Source organism: Acinetobacter sp. ANC 4779 (genome assembly GCF_004331055.1).
GTDB lineage: Bacteria > Pseudomonadota > Gammaproteobacteria > Pseudomonadales > Moraxellaceae > Acinetobacter.
The window spans coordinates 38,440-54,978 of the sequence record NZ_SJNU01000018.1 but is presented as its reverse complement, the minus strand read 5'-3'; the positions used below and the strand labels follow the sequence as shown (position 1 = coordinate 54,978).

At 34.1% G+C, this 16,539-nt stretch carries 17 protein-coding genes; 7 read left to right on the top strand and 10 right to left on the bottom strand.

What is annotated here, in order from left to right; all coding sequences use genetic code 11:
- The first annotated feature begins 43 nt into the window (after positions 1-43).
- Positions 44-1,129, top strand: coding sequence for a hypothetical protein (locus tag E0H80_RS15850; protein WP_131367327.1), 1,086 nt, complete (start codon positions 44-46; stop codon positions 1,127-1,129).
- 59 nt (positions 1,130-1,188) lie between these two features.
- On the opposite strand, the gene E0H80_RS15845 is transcribed toward E0H80_RS15850, so the two are convergent.
- From E0H80_RS15845 to E0H80_RS15800, 9 genes are all read right to left on the bottom strand, one after another.
- Positions 1,189-2,253, bottom strand: coding sequence for a relaxase/mobilization nuclease domain-containing protein (locus tag E0H80_RS15845; protein ID WP_131367325.1), 1,065 nt, complete (start codon positions 2,251-2,253; stop codon positions 1,189-1,191).
- Positions 2,253-2,924: a plasmid mobilization protein gene (locus tag E0H80_RS15840; RefSeq protein ID WP_131367323.1), complete on the bottom strand. Its 672-nt coding sequence runs from the start codon at positions 2,922-2,924 to the stop codon at positions 2,253-2,255. The genes E0H80_RS15845 and E0H80_RS15840 overlap by 1 nt, the downstream gene beginning before the upstream one ends.
- A 211-nt stretch (positions 2,925-3,135) precedes the next feature.
- The gene (locus tag E0H80_RS15835) at positions 3,136-4,170 is read right to left on the bottom strand and encodes a ParB/RepB/Spo0J family partition protein (RefSeq protein WP_131367321.1); all 1,035 of its coding nucleotides are present in this window, start codon (positions 4,168-4,170) and stop codon (positions 3,136-3,138) included.
- Between the two features lie 3 nt (positions 4,171-4,173).
- Positions 4,174-4,950: a ParA family protein gene (locus tag E0H80_RS15830; RefSeq protein ID WP_131367319.1), complete on the bottom strand. Its 777-nt coding sequence runs from the start codon at positions 4,948-4,950 to the stop codon at positions 4,174-4,176.
- 157 nt (positions 4,951-5,107) lie between these two features.
- Complete coding sequence (locus tag E0H80_RS15825; RefSeq protein ID WP_131367317.1) at positions 5,108-5,488, bottom strand: DUF6573 family protein; 381 nt, start codon at positions 5,486-5,488, stop codon at positions 5,108-5,110.
- Positions 5,489-6,254: 766 nt separating this feature from the next.
- Positions 6,255-6,671 carry a molecular chaperone DnaJ gene (locus tag E0H80_RS15815; protein WP_228260012.1) on the bottom strand — a complete coding sequence of 139 codons (417 nt, stop codon included), beginning with the start codon at positions 6,669-6,671 and terminating at the stop codon, positions 6,255-6,257.
- A 28-nt stretch (positions 6,672-6,699) separates the two neighbouring features.
- A protein-coding gene (locus E0H80_RS15810) for an IS5 family transposase (protein ID WP_107010335.1) occupies positions 6,700-7,522 on the bottom strand; the annotation gives its coding sequence in 2 pieces (ribosomal slippage) (positions 6,700-7,140 and positions 7,142-7,522; 822 coding nt in all).
- Positions 7,523-7,527: 5 nt separating this feature from the next.
- Entirely contained in the window at positions 7,528-7,659 is a 132-nt protein-coding gene (locus tag E0H80_RS15805; protein WP_131367313.1) for a J domain-containing protein, read from the bottom strand.
- Positions 7,660-8,559: 900 nt separating this feature from the next.
- Positions 8,560-9,756, bottom strand: a complete 1,197-nt coding sequence (locus tag E0H80_RS15800; RefSeq protein WP_131367311.1) for a replication initiation protein — start codon at positions 9,754-9,756, stop codon at positions 8,560-8,562.
- Positions 9,757-10,941: 1,185 nt separating this feature from the next.
- Here E0H80_RS15800 and E0H80_RS15795 point away from each other — a divergent pair.
- Positions 10,942-11,214 carry a hypothetical protein gene (locus tag E0H80_RS15795; protein WP_131367309.1) on the top strand — a complete coding sequence of 91 codons (273 nt, stop codon included), beginning with the start codon at positions 10,942-10,944 and terminating at the stop codon, positions 11,212-11,214.
- 354 nt (positions 11,215-11,568) lie between these two features.
- Here the strand turns inward: E0H80_RS15795 and E0H80_RS15785 are convergent, their stop codons facing one another.
- Complete coding sequence (locus tag E0H80_RS15785; protein WP_131367307.1) at positions 11,569-11,802, bottom strand: hypothetical protein; 234 nt, start codon at positions 11,800-11,802, stop codon at positions 11,569-11,571.
- Positions 11,803-12,278: 476 nt separating this feature from the next.
- On the opposite strand from E0H80_RS15785, the gene E0H80_RS15780 reads away from it, so the two are divergent.
- The 5 genes from E0H80_RS15780 (at position 12,279) to E0H80_RS15755 (ending at position 16,533) form a co-directional block, all read left to right on the top strand.
- Complete coding sequence (locus tag E0H80_RS15780) at positions 12,279-12,557, top strand: hypothetical protein (protein ID WP_131367305.1); 279 nt, start codon at positions 12,279-12,281, stop codon at positions 12,555-12,557.
- Between the two features lie 282 nt (positions 12,558-12,839).
- The gene (gene topA / locus E0H80_RS15770) at positions 12,840-15,092 is read left to right on the top strand and encodes a type I DNA topoisomerase (protein WP_131367301.1); all 2,253 of its coding nucleotides are present in this window, start codon (positions 12,840-12,842) and stop codon (positions 15,090-15,092) included.
- Positions 15,092-15,769: a lytic transglycosylase domain-containing protein gene (locus tag E0H80_RS15765; protein WP_131367299.1), complete on the top strand. Its 678-nt coding sequence runs from the start codon at positions 15,092-15,094 to the stop codon at positions 15,767-15,769. The genes topA and E0H80_RS15765 overlap by 1 nt, the downstream gene beginning before the upstream one ends.
- 132 nt (positions 15,770-15,901) lie before the next feature.
- Positions 15,902-16,207, top strand: a complete 306-nt coding sequence (locus E0H80_RS15760; RefSeq protein ID WP_131367297.1) for a TrbC/VirB2 family protein — start codon at positions 15,902-15,904, stop codon at positions 16,205-16,207.
- On the top strand, positions 16,207-16,533 hold the full coding sequence (locus tag E0H80_RS15755) for a type IV secretion system protein VirB3 (protein ID WP_005407440.1): 327 nt from the start codon (positions 16,207-16,209) through the stop codon (positions 16,531-16,533). The genes E0H80_RS15760 and E0H80_RS15755 overlap by 1 nt, the downstream gene beginning before the upstream one ends.
- Positions 16,534-16,539 lie beyond the last annotated feature (6 nt).

Here is a 16,539-nt window from a genome sequence, read left to right as displayed (position 1 = left end):
GGTCTCCGACAAACCCGGTACGGTTCAAACATATCTTGATGATATGAAAAAAGATGCCGTTTTTTATTGTGTAGATCACATAGAAAGTTCAATGATTCCGCATAGTATGCTTCATAAAATAATTCAAAAGTTAAAAACGAAGCAGAACGATAGTTTAACTTTGCAAGAAAGAGCTTATTTAGTTCGCCAAAATCTTAATGCTTTACATAGTCTAGTTGAAGGTAAAATTTCTTTTAATCAATATAAGAAAGAAGTTGTTAATGACAGAATAAAGCATAAAGAACACTTAGAGGCAGAACAATTACGCTTGGAAAAAGTCAGAGAATTAGAACTAATTGAGTTAAGGAAACAACAAGAAAAATTAGCCCAGGAAAGAAAAGTTAGAGAACAAGCTGAACGTGAACGTAGAAAAAAGTTGGAATCTGACCCTAAATATATAGAGAGGCAAAAAGAAAAAAATCTAATAAAAAAATATGATGTTTATTTCTATGACATAGTGGATAAGCATAGATCTAAGTTAATTAATATATTGAAATTATTAGATAATAATCAGAGATTATCTGAACAAGATGCTATTTGGTTAAATTCGGAAGGACGACAGTTTTTTACAGATGAACTTAAGATAAAATTCCATCGTGTAGAAGCTGATTTTTATCTTAATGAATATAAGACAACTAAATCACATTGGCATGCTATTAATGCCTCTAGTCAATTAAGAAAAGCTAAAGAAAGTAAAGAGGCTGAAAAGTTTTTAGAAAATACTGAAATCTCATTAAACAAAAATAAAAAGTTATTGTCAGCGTATTTCACTACATTGGGGGGAGTTAAGAGAGATATTAAAAAAGTCGATACAGCAATAGAATGTGGCGTAAAAGCTCATGAAAATAATTCTCAAGACTATAGACCATTTACTTTATTGGGAGCTATATACATGGAAAACCATGAATATACTCTTGGACATGATTGGTATAGCAAAGCACGTGACCGAGGTGCGCCAGAGAAATCTATAAATGCTGATCTCAGAAGCATTCTATTAAAATTAGATAAATCAAAACGCGTTGAAATGATTGCTAGTCTATTGAAAAAAGATCCATATCTTTATGATTGGTTAAAAAGTATGGCTAAGTAGTTTCAACCTCATTTTGCAAAATAGCTCAAGAAAATGGCACAGTATTGTGCCTTATCTTATTAACGGTCTTGCTCTTTCCCCTTCTGAGGATCAGGCTTATTAGTCGGCTGAATCTCTGGTTGCTGTATAGGCTTTTTAATTTCTACCTGTTTACTTAAATAATCCACCAGATCGACTGCTAGCTTTCTATCTTGGGCATGTGGTGATTGTGATAAGGCTTTAGTAATTTCCTTATAATGTGTCAATGCTTCTTTTTCTTGCAGTTTAGCTTTCTGAATACGTTCAGGAATGGCCTTATTTTTACCATACTGCTTAAACGATTTGCCCTGCTCTTTCATCTGTCTGACTGATTGCTTTTCACTTCTATTTTTTTGCAATCTAGCAATACGTTTTGTTGCATTAGCTTCAATCCCTCTGGATCTTAATTTCTCGGCAAAGCTTTCTCTCCATTCCTGAAGGTCAGCTTTCCTAATATTTAACCGATCCCCTTTTTCAGAAACAGCTTTAACAACAACATGCACATGCGGGTTTTCACTCGGATCTTTTGAAGGGTCATTGGTAAAGGTATGCTGCACCATCATGTATTTATGGTCTTTAAAATGCTCCTCTGCAAATTCTTTTGCAGCATCATAAACGCCTTTTTCATCCGTACCTTTCGGCATAGATAGCACAATATTAAAAGCCTGCTTATATTTAGATTCTTCATCAGAAATAGGCGTACCTGACATTTGCCAATCTTCAGCAGTATCTTCTATATCATCCTTGCCATTAACTTTATTTCCGTCCTGATCAATTCCCTCTAATTGTCCATTCCTTGTGATATATCCCATGTGGGCTTTTACCTTCCCCATAGAATTACCCCCGCCAGTAACCTTGATCATTACTTCAGGGGTCTTTTTACTGATTCTATTTAAAGTTGCTTTAACGCTATTTGGAGATGATTTAGGGGCTGATTTAGCTGAATGGCCAGAACCGTTTTTAGGCTTGGATAGATCATTTAAAAAAGTATCTAAACTTTGGGTCTGATTAACACGTTTAACTTTTGAGCCGTTAAGTAGCTGCTCACCATGAGTAAGCAAAGTGCTTTGCACATCTCTGGTAGTCTTGCTGCTTCCGTTAGCCATTATTCCCACCTCTTTTTATTTCGCTCTAATAGAGAGAAAACATGCCTAACTTGAGCTTTTACTAACTGATGCACTCGCTCGACAAATTCTCTATCGTAAGATTCATGAATACCCTGATTCATATTCTTGGCCATTTGGTTTAAGTTCCTACCAATTGCCAAAAGCTGACTATTTGATTCGCCAAGTTTAAGAGCTTCTTCCTGGCTAAAGAATATTGAATCTTTTGTGACGTTAGCCGTTAAAACCGAAATGATATATTGATTCGGCTTCATGCCAACCTGTGCCGCTTTTTCATTAATGGCTTTCATTAGGCTTGGTTTAAGCCTGAGTTCCTTACGTGAGGTTTTTTCAAATACATCTAAAATATCATTCGCTTTTTCTATTTCAGATAACTTTTCATTGATCATTTTTTTGATCAGGTCGTCTGGATCTATTTCATGACACTTGGCCAACTGATAGATTTTTTCGGCTAAATCTTTTTCCAGATTTAAGGAAAAATCTTGTCCTGAATATTCAGGATCATTCTCTTTTTGATAAGAAAGCTCTAATGCCTTTTTTAAAGGTTCACCTTTTTTTAAGCCTTTTTTCTTACATTTAGCTTCCCACCAATCAAAAATATTTTGATCAACTCGAACACCTATAACCTGACCATACGTTTTGATTTTTGTCATAACTAATTACCTGCATCGAAAGTTATATTTTCGATCACTGCTATTTTGTTAACAAAATAGCATTTTTAACGGCTGCTGCCTATCCTGCCCTAGAAAAAATATCTCCTATACTCCCCCTATTATCCTTAGTCATGACTAAGGATAATGTAATCAGGTCGGGAAATCCGCAAAAAAAAACCTTGCATCTGCAAGGTTTTTCCATTTTTGAAGCTTAGCTGCCTTCTTGTAAATAATCTATTTCAAGAGTGCTACAGTCTACAGATTGCTCTGATCCATCTTCGTATTTGATCCACACAGAACCACGAGAAATAGGCTTTTTATTTAAGATCAGGCTTGCTTGTCGGCCATCATGAATGACAACTAATAGCGGCTTTTTAATCTTGTCTGGATCTTCTTCTTTAGCCACTGGCTGCTCTTTCAAGTTTGATTGATCAATCAGTTTTTTAACTTCAGCTTGATCATCATTACCAGAATTGAAAGATTCATTATCATCAATAATAGTGGTCTGCTCTTGGCTTTCTTGTGCCTGTGGTTCTGGATCTGTTTTTTCAGGCTCTACAGCTTGTTTAGGTTCTTTTAAATTTTTAGATAATACCTGCACTCTGGATCTGATAATGTCCTGACCGTTCTCTAAAGATTCATCAACCCAAGCTTCTACTTCTTCAGGGAATGATTCCCAAAGTTTACGTAAATCATATAAGGTCTTTGGTGATTTAAAACCTGCTTCATAAGCTTTAGTCAGGCACTCTGGCATATCCACTAAAGCCAAGTGAGTAGATACAAAAACAGGATCTTCATTTAGCCTTTTAGCGATTACATTTTTTTTCACGCCTTGCTTAATTTTCTTTTGAATGAACAATGCAAGCTCAATAGGTGAATGGTTAAGGCGTTCCTTATTTTCCATCACCTGATCAAAATCATCATGATCATTATCAACAAAAGCGGGAATAGTATCTTTACCAGCCATGATTGAAGCTCTAAAACGTCTAGCTCCATAATTGATAAGCCACTTCCCTTGCTCTGTTGGATGAGGTTTAACACTGATAGGTGTTTTCACTCCACGCTCTTTGATTGATTCGGCCATTTTTTGCATCTGATCTTCAGGAAATTCAACACGCGGCTGCTCTGGATCTTCAAGAATATCTGTAAGTGAAATTTGTTTAGGTGTTCCATCTGCTACAGGTGTCGGGTTATTTACTGCGCCCAGATCAAAATTTTCAAATGCTGATAAATCAATTCCGCTCATTTCTTAAATCTCCATAAACTTGTTAATGCTTTCGAAAACTGTCTTTAATTCAGCCCATGCAGTAAAACCGCTAGTTTTACCCAATTTATTTGTAGGTATACCTTGTGCTTGCGCTTCAGCGATTGCAGTAGTTTTTTTAACAAAAGCATAACTGCCATCGGAGTTTTTAATCAGGAACTTAGAAAAATGCTGAACGATAGCTTTTAAGTTGTCTTTCTGGAATGGAGTTGGTTCAACAATATTCGGGAGAATACCGATCAATTTTAAATTTGGGTTTAATTTTTGGTTGATCGCTTGGATCTGCTTTAACAGCCCACCAATGCCATCAATCGCTTCCTGATTTAATTGAATAGGACTTAATACATAGTCACTAACAATCAGTGAAGCTACTTGTCGAATGTCGGGATTTGGATTGGTATCAATCAGGCAAACATCAAATAAAGAATCAACATTTTTTAAAAATTTTTGGTAGTTCGTGGCAAAGCTATTGTGCATAGTGCCATTTTTTTCAATAGCAGTTAATTCTGATGTTGCTTGTACTAGAGTAAAAGCTTCAGGATTTAAAATAGTTTGATCTTCTTTGGTTAGCATGTCGAAAGAAGATACATTAGCTACAGTCACAGCACCGCCAGTAATTAAGGCTTTTGATGTATTTCTTTGGTGGTCTAAATCAATGACTAGGACACGCAAACCCAAAGAATTTAAATAGTGTGCATACTGGCAAACAATAGCAGATTTACCTACACCGCCTTTTTGATTTGAAGCTACAACTTTTTTCATATTTCACCTGTTTAATGGCTTTACCCATTTATTAAGGGTCGCCCTATTGCGTCCTTATACGATATATTTTATCGTCCACCTGTGGACTTTGCAAGCATTTTCTTAGTCATGACTAAGTTTTTTTATAAAAAGATCCCCTTATTAAAGGGGATCTTAATTAGAAATCTTCAGGATAGCCAATTGTTATCACTGGTTCTCCCTCATCCCCACCATGCACATGCAATTCTAAAACATGATTTCGCTTTCTGCCTGCACCTGTAATGATTACAGTAAAACGGACTGAACTAGGGCTTAAAGTCATTTTATAAGCTCTACTCATCCACAAAATATCATGAATAATTCCTTCTAAATCATTCATCCATTTTTTATTTTTTACTGCTTTATCAACTACCGCCCAAAGAGCAGAAGTAAAGCAAATAGAAAACTTATAATGCTCTTTTGCAAGTTTATCTAGTGCGGGACTAAGTGAATTAATATCAATTAAAAAACCATCTTCAATGGCTTGCTTACGTGTATAAACTGAAATGTAGTTTTCCATAATTTTTACCCTTAATTGCAGATCGCCCAATGCGTCCTGATATAAAGCATTATATCAGTCCACCTGTGGACAGTCAATAAAAACTTAGTCATGACTAAGTTTTTTATATGAAAAATTAACAGGCAAAAGAGCTATTTAAATACCTAGCTAAATGCTTTTCTAATTGCTCTTATTAGCGATTTAAAGGCTACTGACAGCCCTTTTTCATATCCGCAGCAGGATTTCCCAACCCAACCCAAAACAGGCCAGCATGAGCCTAAATAACGCAAAACAAATAGACAATTTTTTATGTTTTTTAGACAAGCTAAAAACCAAAAAATCACCACAAATAAAAAACCTCCCATAATGGGAGGTTCGGCTTAAAGTGCGTTATAAGTAATTCTATAATCTTCAAAATAACCGTCTTTATTGTCACCTCTTACAATTCTTTCAATCAAAGTAACATTGTGGCCTACTCGGCAATTAATCATGATCTTTTCAATTTCTTGGAACAGTGTATTTTCATCGAAGATTGGAAACCAGATGTTAGAGTTAGATCCAGATAGAACGTCATGACAACAAAAATGAATCAGCTTACCTGAAGGATAATTTGTAAAGATGGCTACTATTGTATTTCGCATAATTGATACCTGTTTTATTTCAGGTCGCCCGATGCGTCCTGATACAAAGTATTATACAAGTCCGCCTGTGGACATTCAATAAAAAAGTTTAGTCATGACTAAGAAATATTTTTAAAAAAAAAAGCCCCCTTTCGGGGACTTCATCATTAAGCTGTTAAAAGTTGTCTATCTTCTGCCATTCTTGTTTTTTTAATTTTTTGGCTTCCGTGTAAATCTCTCATTTGATCCAAAGTCATTTTTCCACGCCCATTAGATTTTTTACCAATAAACACCCATTTAGCTTGAACTCGATTCCAGACAAAACTCGCCTCTTTTAGAGTTTCTTTGTGTGGCTTAGTGTCACCAGAAACCCAAACCCAGACCCCAATAATTTCAATATCTAATCCATCTAAATTGATAATTGCATCAATAGCCTGTTTTACTTTTTTCTCAACTTCAGAATGTTCTGAACGGCTTGACCAGAAGCCGCGACCATTTTCGGAACTGTCTTGATATTGATCTTTTGAAGCTTCATTAATAAAGCGATTTAAAAGCATTTCATATTCGTTATTAATCTCCTGCATTGTTTCATTAGATCTCTTGCGAAAGTCATTATTGAAAATTTATCCGGTTTACCAGTGCAGCGATTAAGTTAATGCGTAAACCGAATCTTTTCCGTCTATTTCGATAGCGTTCACTTAATATTCTAAATGTCTTCAATTGACTATTGATGTGTTCGATCACAACTCGTATTTTTCCAATCATTTTATTGTACTTTTTCTCAACATCAAATAAGGGTATATTCTTCTTTTTCTTTATTGGCATCAATAATTTAAAGCCATCTTGCTCTAATCCGTAGTACCCTAAATCGGTCATAACATATTCACAATGTTTGAATTTCTTAACCGTTTTTCTTGCCAGTTTAATGTCATGCTGACTGCCATTCGATATATCTAGCCCTATGATTTGTTTGCTCTTCGGATGATAGATCACTTGTGCTTTTAGCGTATGTTTCTTCTTTTTACCACTGTAGAACTTACTCTGATTTTTTTTTCGGGCGTTCTATTGAACATTCTGTCGCATCGATAATGACCCAGTTAAAGTGTTCGTCTGCTGTGGTAATGCTTCGTTTTGGCAGAGTAAAACATCTTGATTTCATCAATGCATCTTCAACCTTTTTAATGGTTCGATTCACATTACTTTCAGCGATATGGTAGTGTGCCGCCAATTCCAGTTGAGTACTGTAGTTGCGTAAGTAATTGAGCGTTAATAACAACTGATCCTCTATAGCTAAAGTATGAGGACGACCTGATTTCTTTTTGAGTGATTCTGCTTTTTCTAAAACCTCTACCATTTCGGTAAAAACTGGTCGAGGTACGCCAACCAAGCGTTTAAATTCAGAATCTGAAAAACGGTTTAAGTTCTGATATCTCATGAAACTTAGATTGAGGTGGTTTTTACTTTCGCAAGAGATCTAGTATTACCGCCACGATCAGGATGATTTTTAAAAGCTAGTTTTTTGTATTGGCGTTTTGATTCGTCTAATGATGCAACTGCTGAAAAGTGTTTCATAACTAAATACCTGTTTTATTTCAGGTCGCCCGATGCGTCCTGATACAAAGTATTATATCAGTCCACCTGTGGACATTCAAGTAAAATTTAGTCATGACTAAGTTTTTTATAGGATAAATTGTAAGAAAAATAACTATTTAAAAAACCCTAGCTAAACTACTTTTTCAATGCTTATATTTGCGATTCTAAGGCTGCTAACAGCCCTTTTTATACCCGAAGCCCCCATTAACCGAACATTAAAAGCGCCATAATTGACTTAAATCAGACAGAATAAATAGATAATTTTTTCTTAGTCATGACTAAGAAATTAAAATGATATTTAGCAAGATCTGTACATGGTAAATTAGAGCAAAGTGTCTACTTTGCGAACTGATGCAATCTGTTCAATTTCACCTTCCCTGATTACCGTTTGATTTTTAAGCGAGCTTTAAAAATCTGTGATTTTTAAATAGCGACCGCAGAAAATAAACTGCTCCCATTAATTTTATTTCGGGATCTACAAAGCCATCCCGAATGGGTGGCGACAAGATAGAAATCAATTCTAAATAATGACTTTAAGAAAAATAGAGAATGGGAGCACCAGATAAAACTAAGCTAAATAAACAATAGTTTATAAAATTTAATTGGCATAATATTGCATTGAATAGCTTATATCCTGGTAATTTAGAAAAAATATAAACCATTGTTTTTATTTAAAAATTTAAATATCTATATTTTTGACAACCGTTTTAAATGGGCGAAATTCTCCACTTAGGCTAAGAACAAATATTTAGTCATGACTAAGGAAAAGACGCTTTTTTTATGAATTAATACTATATAAAGGTTTTAAATTACACCACCATATTGTCTTAAATTAGTGAAGTCTATTTAAGACAATATGGTGGTTATATTTTTTAGATATTATTCCTGATCATCCTCATGCTTTTTATCTTTATCGCCATTCTTAATAATCCCTCTTTTTACCTGTAACCAGAAGTAATAATCTAAATCTATCGGCTTATGAGCATTAAGCTTTCCTAGTTTTTCGGTTAGTAAAGTTCTCATAATAACCTTAGAAGTATCTTCATCTGAATTCCCTAAGAAATAGCCATAATCTAATAAAAATTCTGGACAATTAACTAAGGTGCTAATTTGCTTTGAAGATAGCTTTAGCGGTGCTTTGAAGTAGTGAACCCTATCAGGTGACTTAAAATGTGAACCATCATCACTAAATGGAATTGCAGCAGCTAAATAAGCCTTTTTCATTTTCTCAATGAATTTGAGTTGGTCTTGCTCTTTATATTCACTCTTTAAATTAAAAATAAACTTAATAGCGACTACTTCTTTTCCGTTTTTCACGTTTTCAAAATTGACATTAATATTACTTAGCTTATTAATTTCATCGGCTGCTACATTTAAAACACGACTTTTAAAGTTAGCCAATTCCTTATATTTATCTTCACATTCAAGCATCCATCTTAATTCATTCAGATCAATAGTTACTTCAGATGTTCTCCACATATAGCTCAACAAAATTCGATACAAGCGAAGTGAATAGCTCGAATTAAATAAGATAATGTGCTTCAGTTCATGACTACTAAATGACTTAGTTTTTTCATCAACTTTTTTGACCAGCTCATAAAAATATTCAAAAAATTCTTTCGCAAATCTAACCTTGATACATTTAGTTGCCTTGTCATAATGGCAATAGGTCATCATCGGAACTTTAGCAGGTTCTTCAGATTCACCATCTTTTACCAACATAGTTGGGTTATCAAATTTTGTATAAATACGCTTTAAAGCAATTTCTGCATTTCTCTGAATTTCACGCTTATCTGTAACTGTAAGCACTTCTTTTCTGGCCATTGGCGAAGTCAATTCACCAAAATTTTCACTACTCACATAGATAAAATCGTCATGGGTAAATGATGTTTTATTCTTAAGCTCATTTTTTCTTACGATGATCATTGCACAGTACATGAGCTTCTCTAGGTTGAGATCAATACTGTACCTAGCTGTAGGAAAATCATTGCGTGTCACTACTAGATCGGTCAATTTTGCCCTTGTATTGGTTTGGGTATAGTCATCTAAGCCTTGTGCGCCAATAATTTTCTGCATTTTTTTGTAAATCCGTAATTTCTTTTAATCAAATTATAACTATACAAGTATATTTATCAAGTATGGTTATAAAATTAGTTATTAAGTATATGTTTTAATTAATTTTATTTATAAAAAAACAATAATAGTAGTATTTAACTTTTTAATGGTAAAAAAAATAAAAGATTTTCCAACATAGCTATTTTGTTTTATTTCAAATACTTACGATGCGACAAAACGTATGGCTATTTTTAACACAGAAAAGTAATAAAAAATATCCAATTTTGCTTATTTCTTATTTATTGATATAAAACAATTACTTATATTGCGACAAAACGTATAGATATGATTTTATATCTATACAATTATATCCATACCAACTAAAGGAGAATTATTCTTTTTTTCGATCTATTTATATATAAAACAATAACTTAATGAATGAATATAGAACTAGTTAATTTCTGAAAAATATATATAATCATAATCCAGTGGGTTGATTGCAGGGGTGCGACAATCTGTATGGATATCGAGAGAAGTTGCGACAAAACGTATAGTTTTGAGATAGGACAATACCTTTAGGCTGAAAAACACTCAAAATCACAATAAGTTAGAGCAATAGAACTAATTAATTACTGATTTTAAAGGATAATTTAGAAGCTTTTTGTATGTTGTTGATAACTATGTGGACTGTTTGCGACAAAACGTATAGTTATGTGACAAAACGTATAGTTGAAGCGACAAAACGTATAGTTGAAGCGACAAAACGTATAGTTATAGCGACAAAATGTATAGTTGAAGCGACAAAATGTATAGTTATGGGTTTATAAGCTTATGTTTTATAAAAATAATTCATAGCTCTTAAACTGTTCTAAACACCCCTAAACTTTCTTTAAACTCTTTTTAAACTTTGTTTTAGTTTTTTTAAAAAAATTATTGAAATGTTTATGAGATTTATAAAGAGATATTTACATGACAAAAAGTGAGGGATTCTTGAAAAAAATATAAGCTTCTAGATATACAAACTTTTAACAAAAGTTTAAAACTTTTCGCTAAAGTTTTAAACTTTTTAATGTATATTTAAAGTACTTAAAAATAATTGATGTTTTTGTGTCTTTTACATACATTTACACTTCAGTTACATTTTTAAATTAACTATATTTTGTAAGAATCCGCACTTCACTTTTTAAAAATAGGGATCTTGCAAAAATGGCTTTAACGATGAATGACTTGAAAACAGTCGATGATTTCAACGCAAATAATTATGGTGTTGAAATTGGTATGAATGAACAGTTCCAATATTTTGTAACTGTAAAAGTAAATGATGTTGATCACATCATTCATACTGCATCAGGCAAAATCAGATTTACACGGAATTTACCCTTCTTGATTCAAGAGTTATGTTCTATGTGCGGTAACGCTAAGACAATATCTCTAAACTTCGAAGGCAAGTTATTCGTACTGGACAACTCATTTAAATAGAGTGACTACTTGTGTATAAAAAATTTATCTTAGGTTTAACTTTAGCTAGTATTTCTGCCTTAGTAGCAGCTAAAGATGAAAATTATGGCTGTAGTGCTTTTATGTGTTTTGTTGGCGGTATTAATATTTCTGAATGCTAATCTACAATTCGTGATGTAAAAAAAGACTTAGCTAAAGGTAAAAGCTTTCCCCATTGTTCTTTTGTCAGCAACGTTCAAGACGGATCTACTACAGGGCATGATGATCAATCTAAGATCTCATCTTATACACATAATAATCGGGTCTATCTGTATGTAGATGACAAGTTAGTTACTACAATTAAAAGTCCTAAATTTTTGCAAGAAAAAAGCCTGATTAATCAGGCTTTTTTTCTTTTAGTTGTTTATAAAAAATTCTTAATACTTCTTTAACAGCTTTGCTTTTACCGTTTTTTTCTCCACCATAAATATCTTTTAAGTATTCTAAAGCTTCATGCGCTTCTACATCTTCAGGAACGTCCATACTGAAATAAACTGAAAGTGGCGTTTTAGTAGTAGGCTTGGCTCTGTATTTCTTTCTTCTATCTTCAGCAATCGCTTCTTCACTCATTACTCACTCCAGTTGATTATGTCCACCTGTGGATATTAAGCTGTTTTTTAATAATTTACTACTTGTATCTTGTCGCTACCCATTCGTGATTGCTTTGCAGATCCCGCTACTGGATCGAAGGGGAGTAGTTTATTTTTTGCGGTCACTATTTAAAAATCACAGATTTTTAAAGCTCACTTAAAAATCAAACGGTAATCAGGGAAGGTGAGATTTAACTGATTGCATCAGTTCGCAAAGTAGACACTTTGCTCTGATCTACCATGTTGCGGATCTCAACTAATGGATAAAGTAGATGCCTGGACAATTGCTGTAGTTTGCAGCGATTGTCCAAGCATCGGGATTATTAGTCATGACTAAGGTTGATATAAGAAAAGTATTTTAATTTTTTTAAATTATTTTAAAAGACTTTACCAAAATTACCTAAATTGTTGATAATGAACCTTTGTAATGGGTGCTTTAAAAAAAAGGTTTTATGGATGACTGATTTTATAAATATTGATCCTGATTTTTCTATTTCTGAATTAGTGTTAGAAGAATCTAATAAACAAGGGTTTATCAAGGAAATAATGATCAATGAGTTTGATAGCGGTTTTTTTATAACTGCAAAACTGGCATGGTCTGGCGAAAAAGTTTGGACTTTAACAACCAGACGAGAAAAAGATAAAGCTAGAATTTTTAAGGATCTGACTAGGCTTAATGAGTTTTTGAGAGAAAAAATTTATACAGAAGAAGTAAAAATAATAAGAATCAAGTAAAAAATAGGAAAGCCATCTCCAATATGGTATATTTTGGATTGTATTCTTTAAAGCTCTAAGATGGGATTTAAGAAAATGGCTATAAGTTTAAATAAATATGGAAAATTTGTAATATTTTTTCTAATTATTTCATGTGTTTATCTTGTGGGCTTCATGCCACAAGATACACAGCTTTTAGAAATCATTGTAGATTTCACTAAATTTCAAGTAGTTGCTTTCTTATATTCATCTTTTCTTTGTGGGCTTTCGAGTTTCCTAAATTTTACAATTTGGAAATAACCCATGAATCTTGTAATCGTTGAATCTCCTAATAAATGTTCGAAAATTGGAAGTTTTTTAGGTTCTGATTTTAAAGTTGTGGCTAGTGTTGGCCATGTTCGAGATCTACCAAGAAAAGGCTTAGGAATTGATATAGCCAATGATTTTGAAATGGAATATTCATTTATTCCTGATGCCAAAGTAAATGACAGGACTTTTGACGGTGGCGAAAAGCGCATTGAAAAAATAAAAGCCATTTTGAGTAAAGCAGACAAGATCTATTTAGCTACCGATCCAGATCGGGAAGGTGAAGCTATTTCATGGCATTTAAAAGAATGTTTGGGTTTGGAAGATGGTCAATTTGAAAGAATAGAGTTTAATGAGCTTTCAGAAAAAGCTATTAAAGAAGCCGTCAATAATGGTCGTGGTTTAGATTATCTGCTTGTATATGCACAGGAAGCGCGTAGGGCTTTAGATCGTCTGGTGGGCTATCTGGTTTCTCCTATTATATCTAACATTATGGGACAGCCTTCATCTGCGGGGCGGGTACAATCTCCTGCCGTTTTAATCGTTGTTCTTAGAGAAATTGAAATACAAAAATTCAAAGTTACTAACCATTTTGGCATTAATTTGAATTTTGATAAAGATCCTAAAAAGTGGATCTCCCAATGGGTTACTACTGATTTTGTAACTGAAGATCAGCCCTATATTTTAGATCGAGCTTTAGCTGAAGAAGTTGCAAAAACGAAGAAAGTTAAAGTTTTGAATTGCACTGAAAAAACAGAATATTCAAATGCACCATCACCTTTCTCTACAGCATTACTATTACAGGCTGCCAGTGTAGCGTTAGGGCTTAGTCCACAGCAAACAACCAAAGCGGCACAGGCGTTATTTGAACAGGGTGCAATTACTTACATTCGGACGGATGGCTTAAATATTGCGGATGAAAGTGTAGAAGAAATTTTTACTTATGCTAATGAACATCAATTTTCTTTACCTGAGAAGCCTAATAAATTTAAGGAAAAAGATGGGGCGCAAAATGCCCATGAAGCAATTCGACCTGTCCATATAGCTGATAAAGAGCTAGGTAAGACACCAGAACAAAAAGCCCTATATCAATTGATCTGGGAACGTACCCTTTCAAGCCAATTGGCTAAAGCCGAATATAAAGCAGTTACTTTAGAATTATTGTCTGAAGATGGAAAATATAACTTCCATGCTAAAAGCCGTGAGCTAATAAAAAAAGGGTGGATGATCTTTGGTAAAGATTGCCTGAATGAAGATGAAAATGAGCCTTCAGGCATGGTGCCTGCCTTAGAAGTTGGTTCAGTAATTGATGTTGAAAGTGGTGAAGTTATCGCAAAGCAAACTAAGCCACCCAAACGCTATACAGAAGCTTCACTAATTAAGAAGTTGGAAAGTTGTGGAATTGGTCGCCCTTCGACTTATTCATCCATCATGGCCAATATTTTAAATAAAGGCTTTCTTGAAGTAGAAAAGAAAGTTTTAAAACCAACCAAGTTAGGTAATGATTTAATTAGTAGCCTGTTGAAAGCTAAGTTTAGTTTTCTGGATCTGAAATATTCAAAAGAGATGGAGTCGCAGCTTGATAAAATTGCATCTGGTGAAGCTTCATATAATTCGGTTGTTTCGGCTTTATATACTCAACTAGCCCAAGAGCTAAAAACGGCTTCACAACTAAAAGCTTTAAATGCACTACCTTGTCCAAAATGTAAAAGTCAGTTAAAGAAGTTCAAGAATACTAAAACAAACAATTTTTTTTGGATCTGTAGCAATCAGGAATGTAAGCACTCGATGGATGACCACAAGGGTCAGCCAGTCGAAAAGGTTATTCATTCATGTCCTCAATGTAAAACAGGTCGCTTAAATAAATTTCAAAACTCCCAGACTAAAGAATTCTTTTGGATCTGCAACGATCAAGAATGTAAGCACTCTATGAATGACAATAAAGGTCAGCCAATAGAGAAGATCAAATATCCTTGCCCTAAATGTTCAACGCCATTATTTAGATCCAAAAAAGAAGGTAAAGATCCGATTTGGTTCTGTCCTAATCGGGAAACAGATTGCAAAGTCTTTTTGCCTGAACTGAATAAAAAGCCCCTCCTTGAAGTTTATTCATGTCCTCAATGTGCCAGTGATTTAAGACGGATCAATGGGGCAAATGGCTATTTTTGGGGGTGTACCAACTATAAAAATGGATGCTCCGCTACTTATCCAGATCAAAAAGGTAAGCCAAAATTTGAGGTGAAAAAGTAATGATTGATTTCGTAGTTTTGGCACAACAATGTGCGCCACAAGTTGATGTAAATATTGCGTCTGCAATTGTTAAATCTGAATCCTCATTTAATCCTTTTGCGATAGGGGTTAATCGTGCCGCAGGTCTTAAAAAACAGCCTACTAGCTATGATGAAGCTGTATCTGTGGCCAAAAGATTAATTAGCCAGGGAAGAAATATTGATGTTGGTTTTGCTCAAATTAACAGTGCCAATTTCAAAAGACTAAATCTTAGTGTCGAACAAGTTTTTGATCCCTGCAATAATCTAAACGCAATGCAAGTTATCTTTAATGACTGCCGAAATAGAGCAAAAGGTAAAGATATTTATAAAGCTATGTCTTGCTATAACACTGGCAATCATGCAGCAGGGTTCAGAAATGGATACGTTGCTAAGGTATCAAGAAATTTGAATTATTTTACTCATGGCTCACTGAGTACCATGCCTGTAAAATTTAATCCTCCCACAACTCCTATGAATAGCTCTGAACAGCTTGCATATTTTGCTGCTAATGCAGATATGCCTAATTCCAATGGATATACAGAAAATACAGATCTTCAAAGCCTTCCAGTAGTGGAAAAACGGCCTTCATTTTTTTTAACTAATGGCGCAGAATTCAAAGAAAAAGAAAAAAGTTATAAATCTTCAATGATCTTTTAAAATATTTTCAAAAAGTTTAAAACTTAGTGTAATATATTAAATATTGAGCACCAATTAATAGTATTTGTTTTTCCAAAAATATTGTTATTGGTACTTAACACGCTAGGTTTTAATTGCTTCTTGGAGAAAATAATGACGGCAAAACAAACGCAAATAACAACGACTAAAACGACTGGTATCAAAGCAAGCGCGTTGATGTTGTTTATGACGTTAATCACAAGTCCTGCTTTTGCTCAAATCTCAAAAGTTAATACGGTTATGGCTAATGTTCAGTCTGTCTTGGCGGGTGTGGCTGTAACTGTATTTACCATCACTATTATGTGGGCTGGCTTTAAATTGGCTTGGCAACAAGCGAAGTGGTCAGACATTTCTAACATCGTTATCGGGGGCATTTTGGTAGGTGGTGCTGCGGGTATCGCTGCTTGGCTGATTAACTAATGTCGAATTTTTCTGATCCAATTTTCAGGGGTTGCACTCGTCCTGCCATGCTTTTTGGCGTTCCAATGTTGCCTTTTTTGTTGGTGACGGGGGTAGCAATTCTTTTAGCTGGTTGGTCTTTTTATCTACTTAGTGCCTATGTGACTTTATTTATAGCAGCTATTTATGTGCCTATTTACTTCTGGATGCGGGCAATAACAAAAGTAGATGACCAACGACTAAAGCAAGTATTGATGCGGTGGCGCATAAGAGGGAAACAGATCCAGAACCATCAAAAATGGGGAGCAATCTCATTTTCGCCACTTAAATTAAAGAAAAGGAAATAACAATAT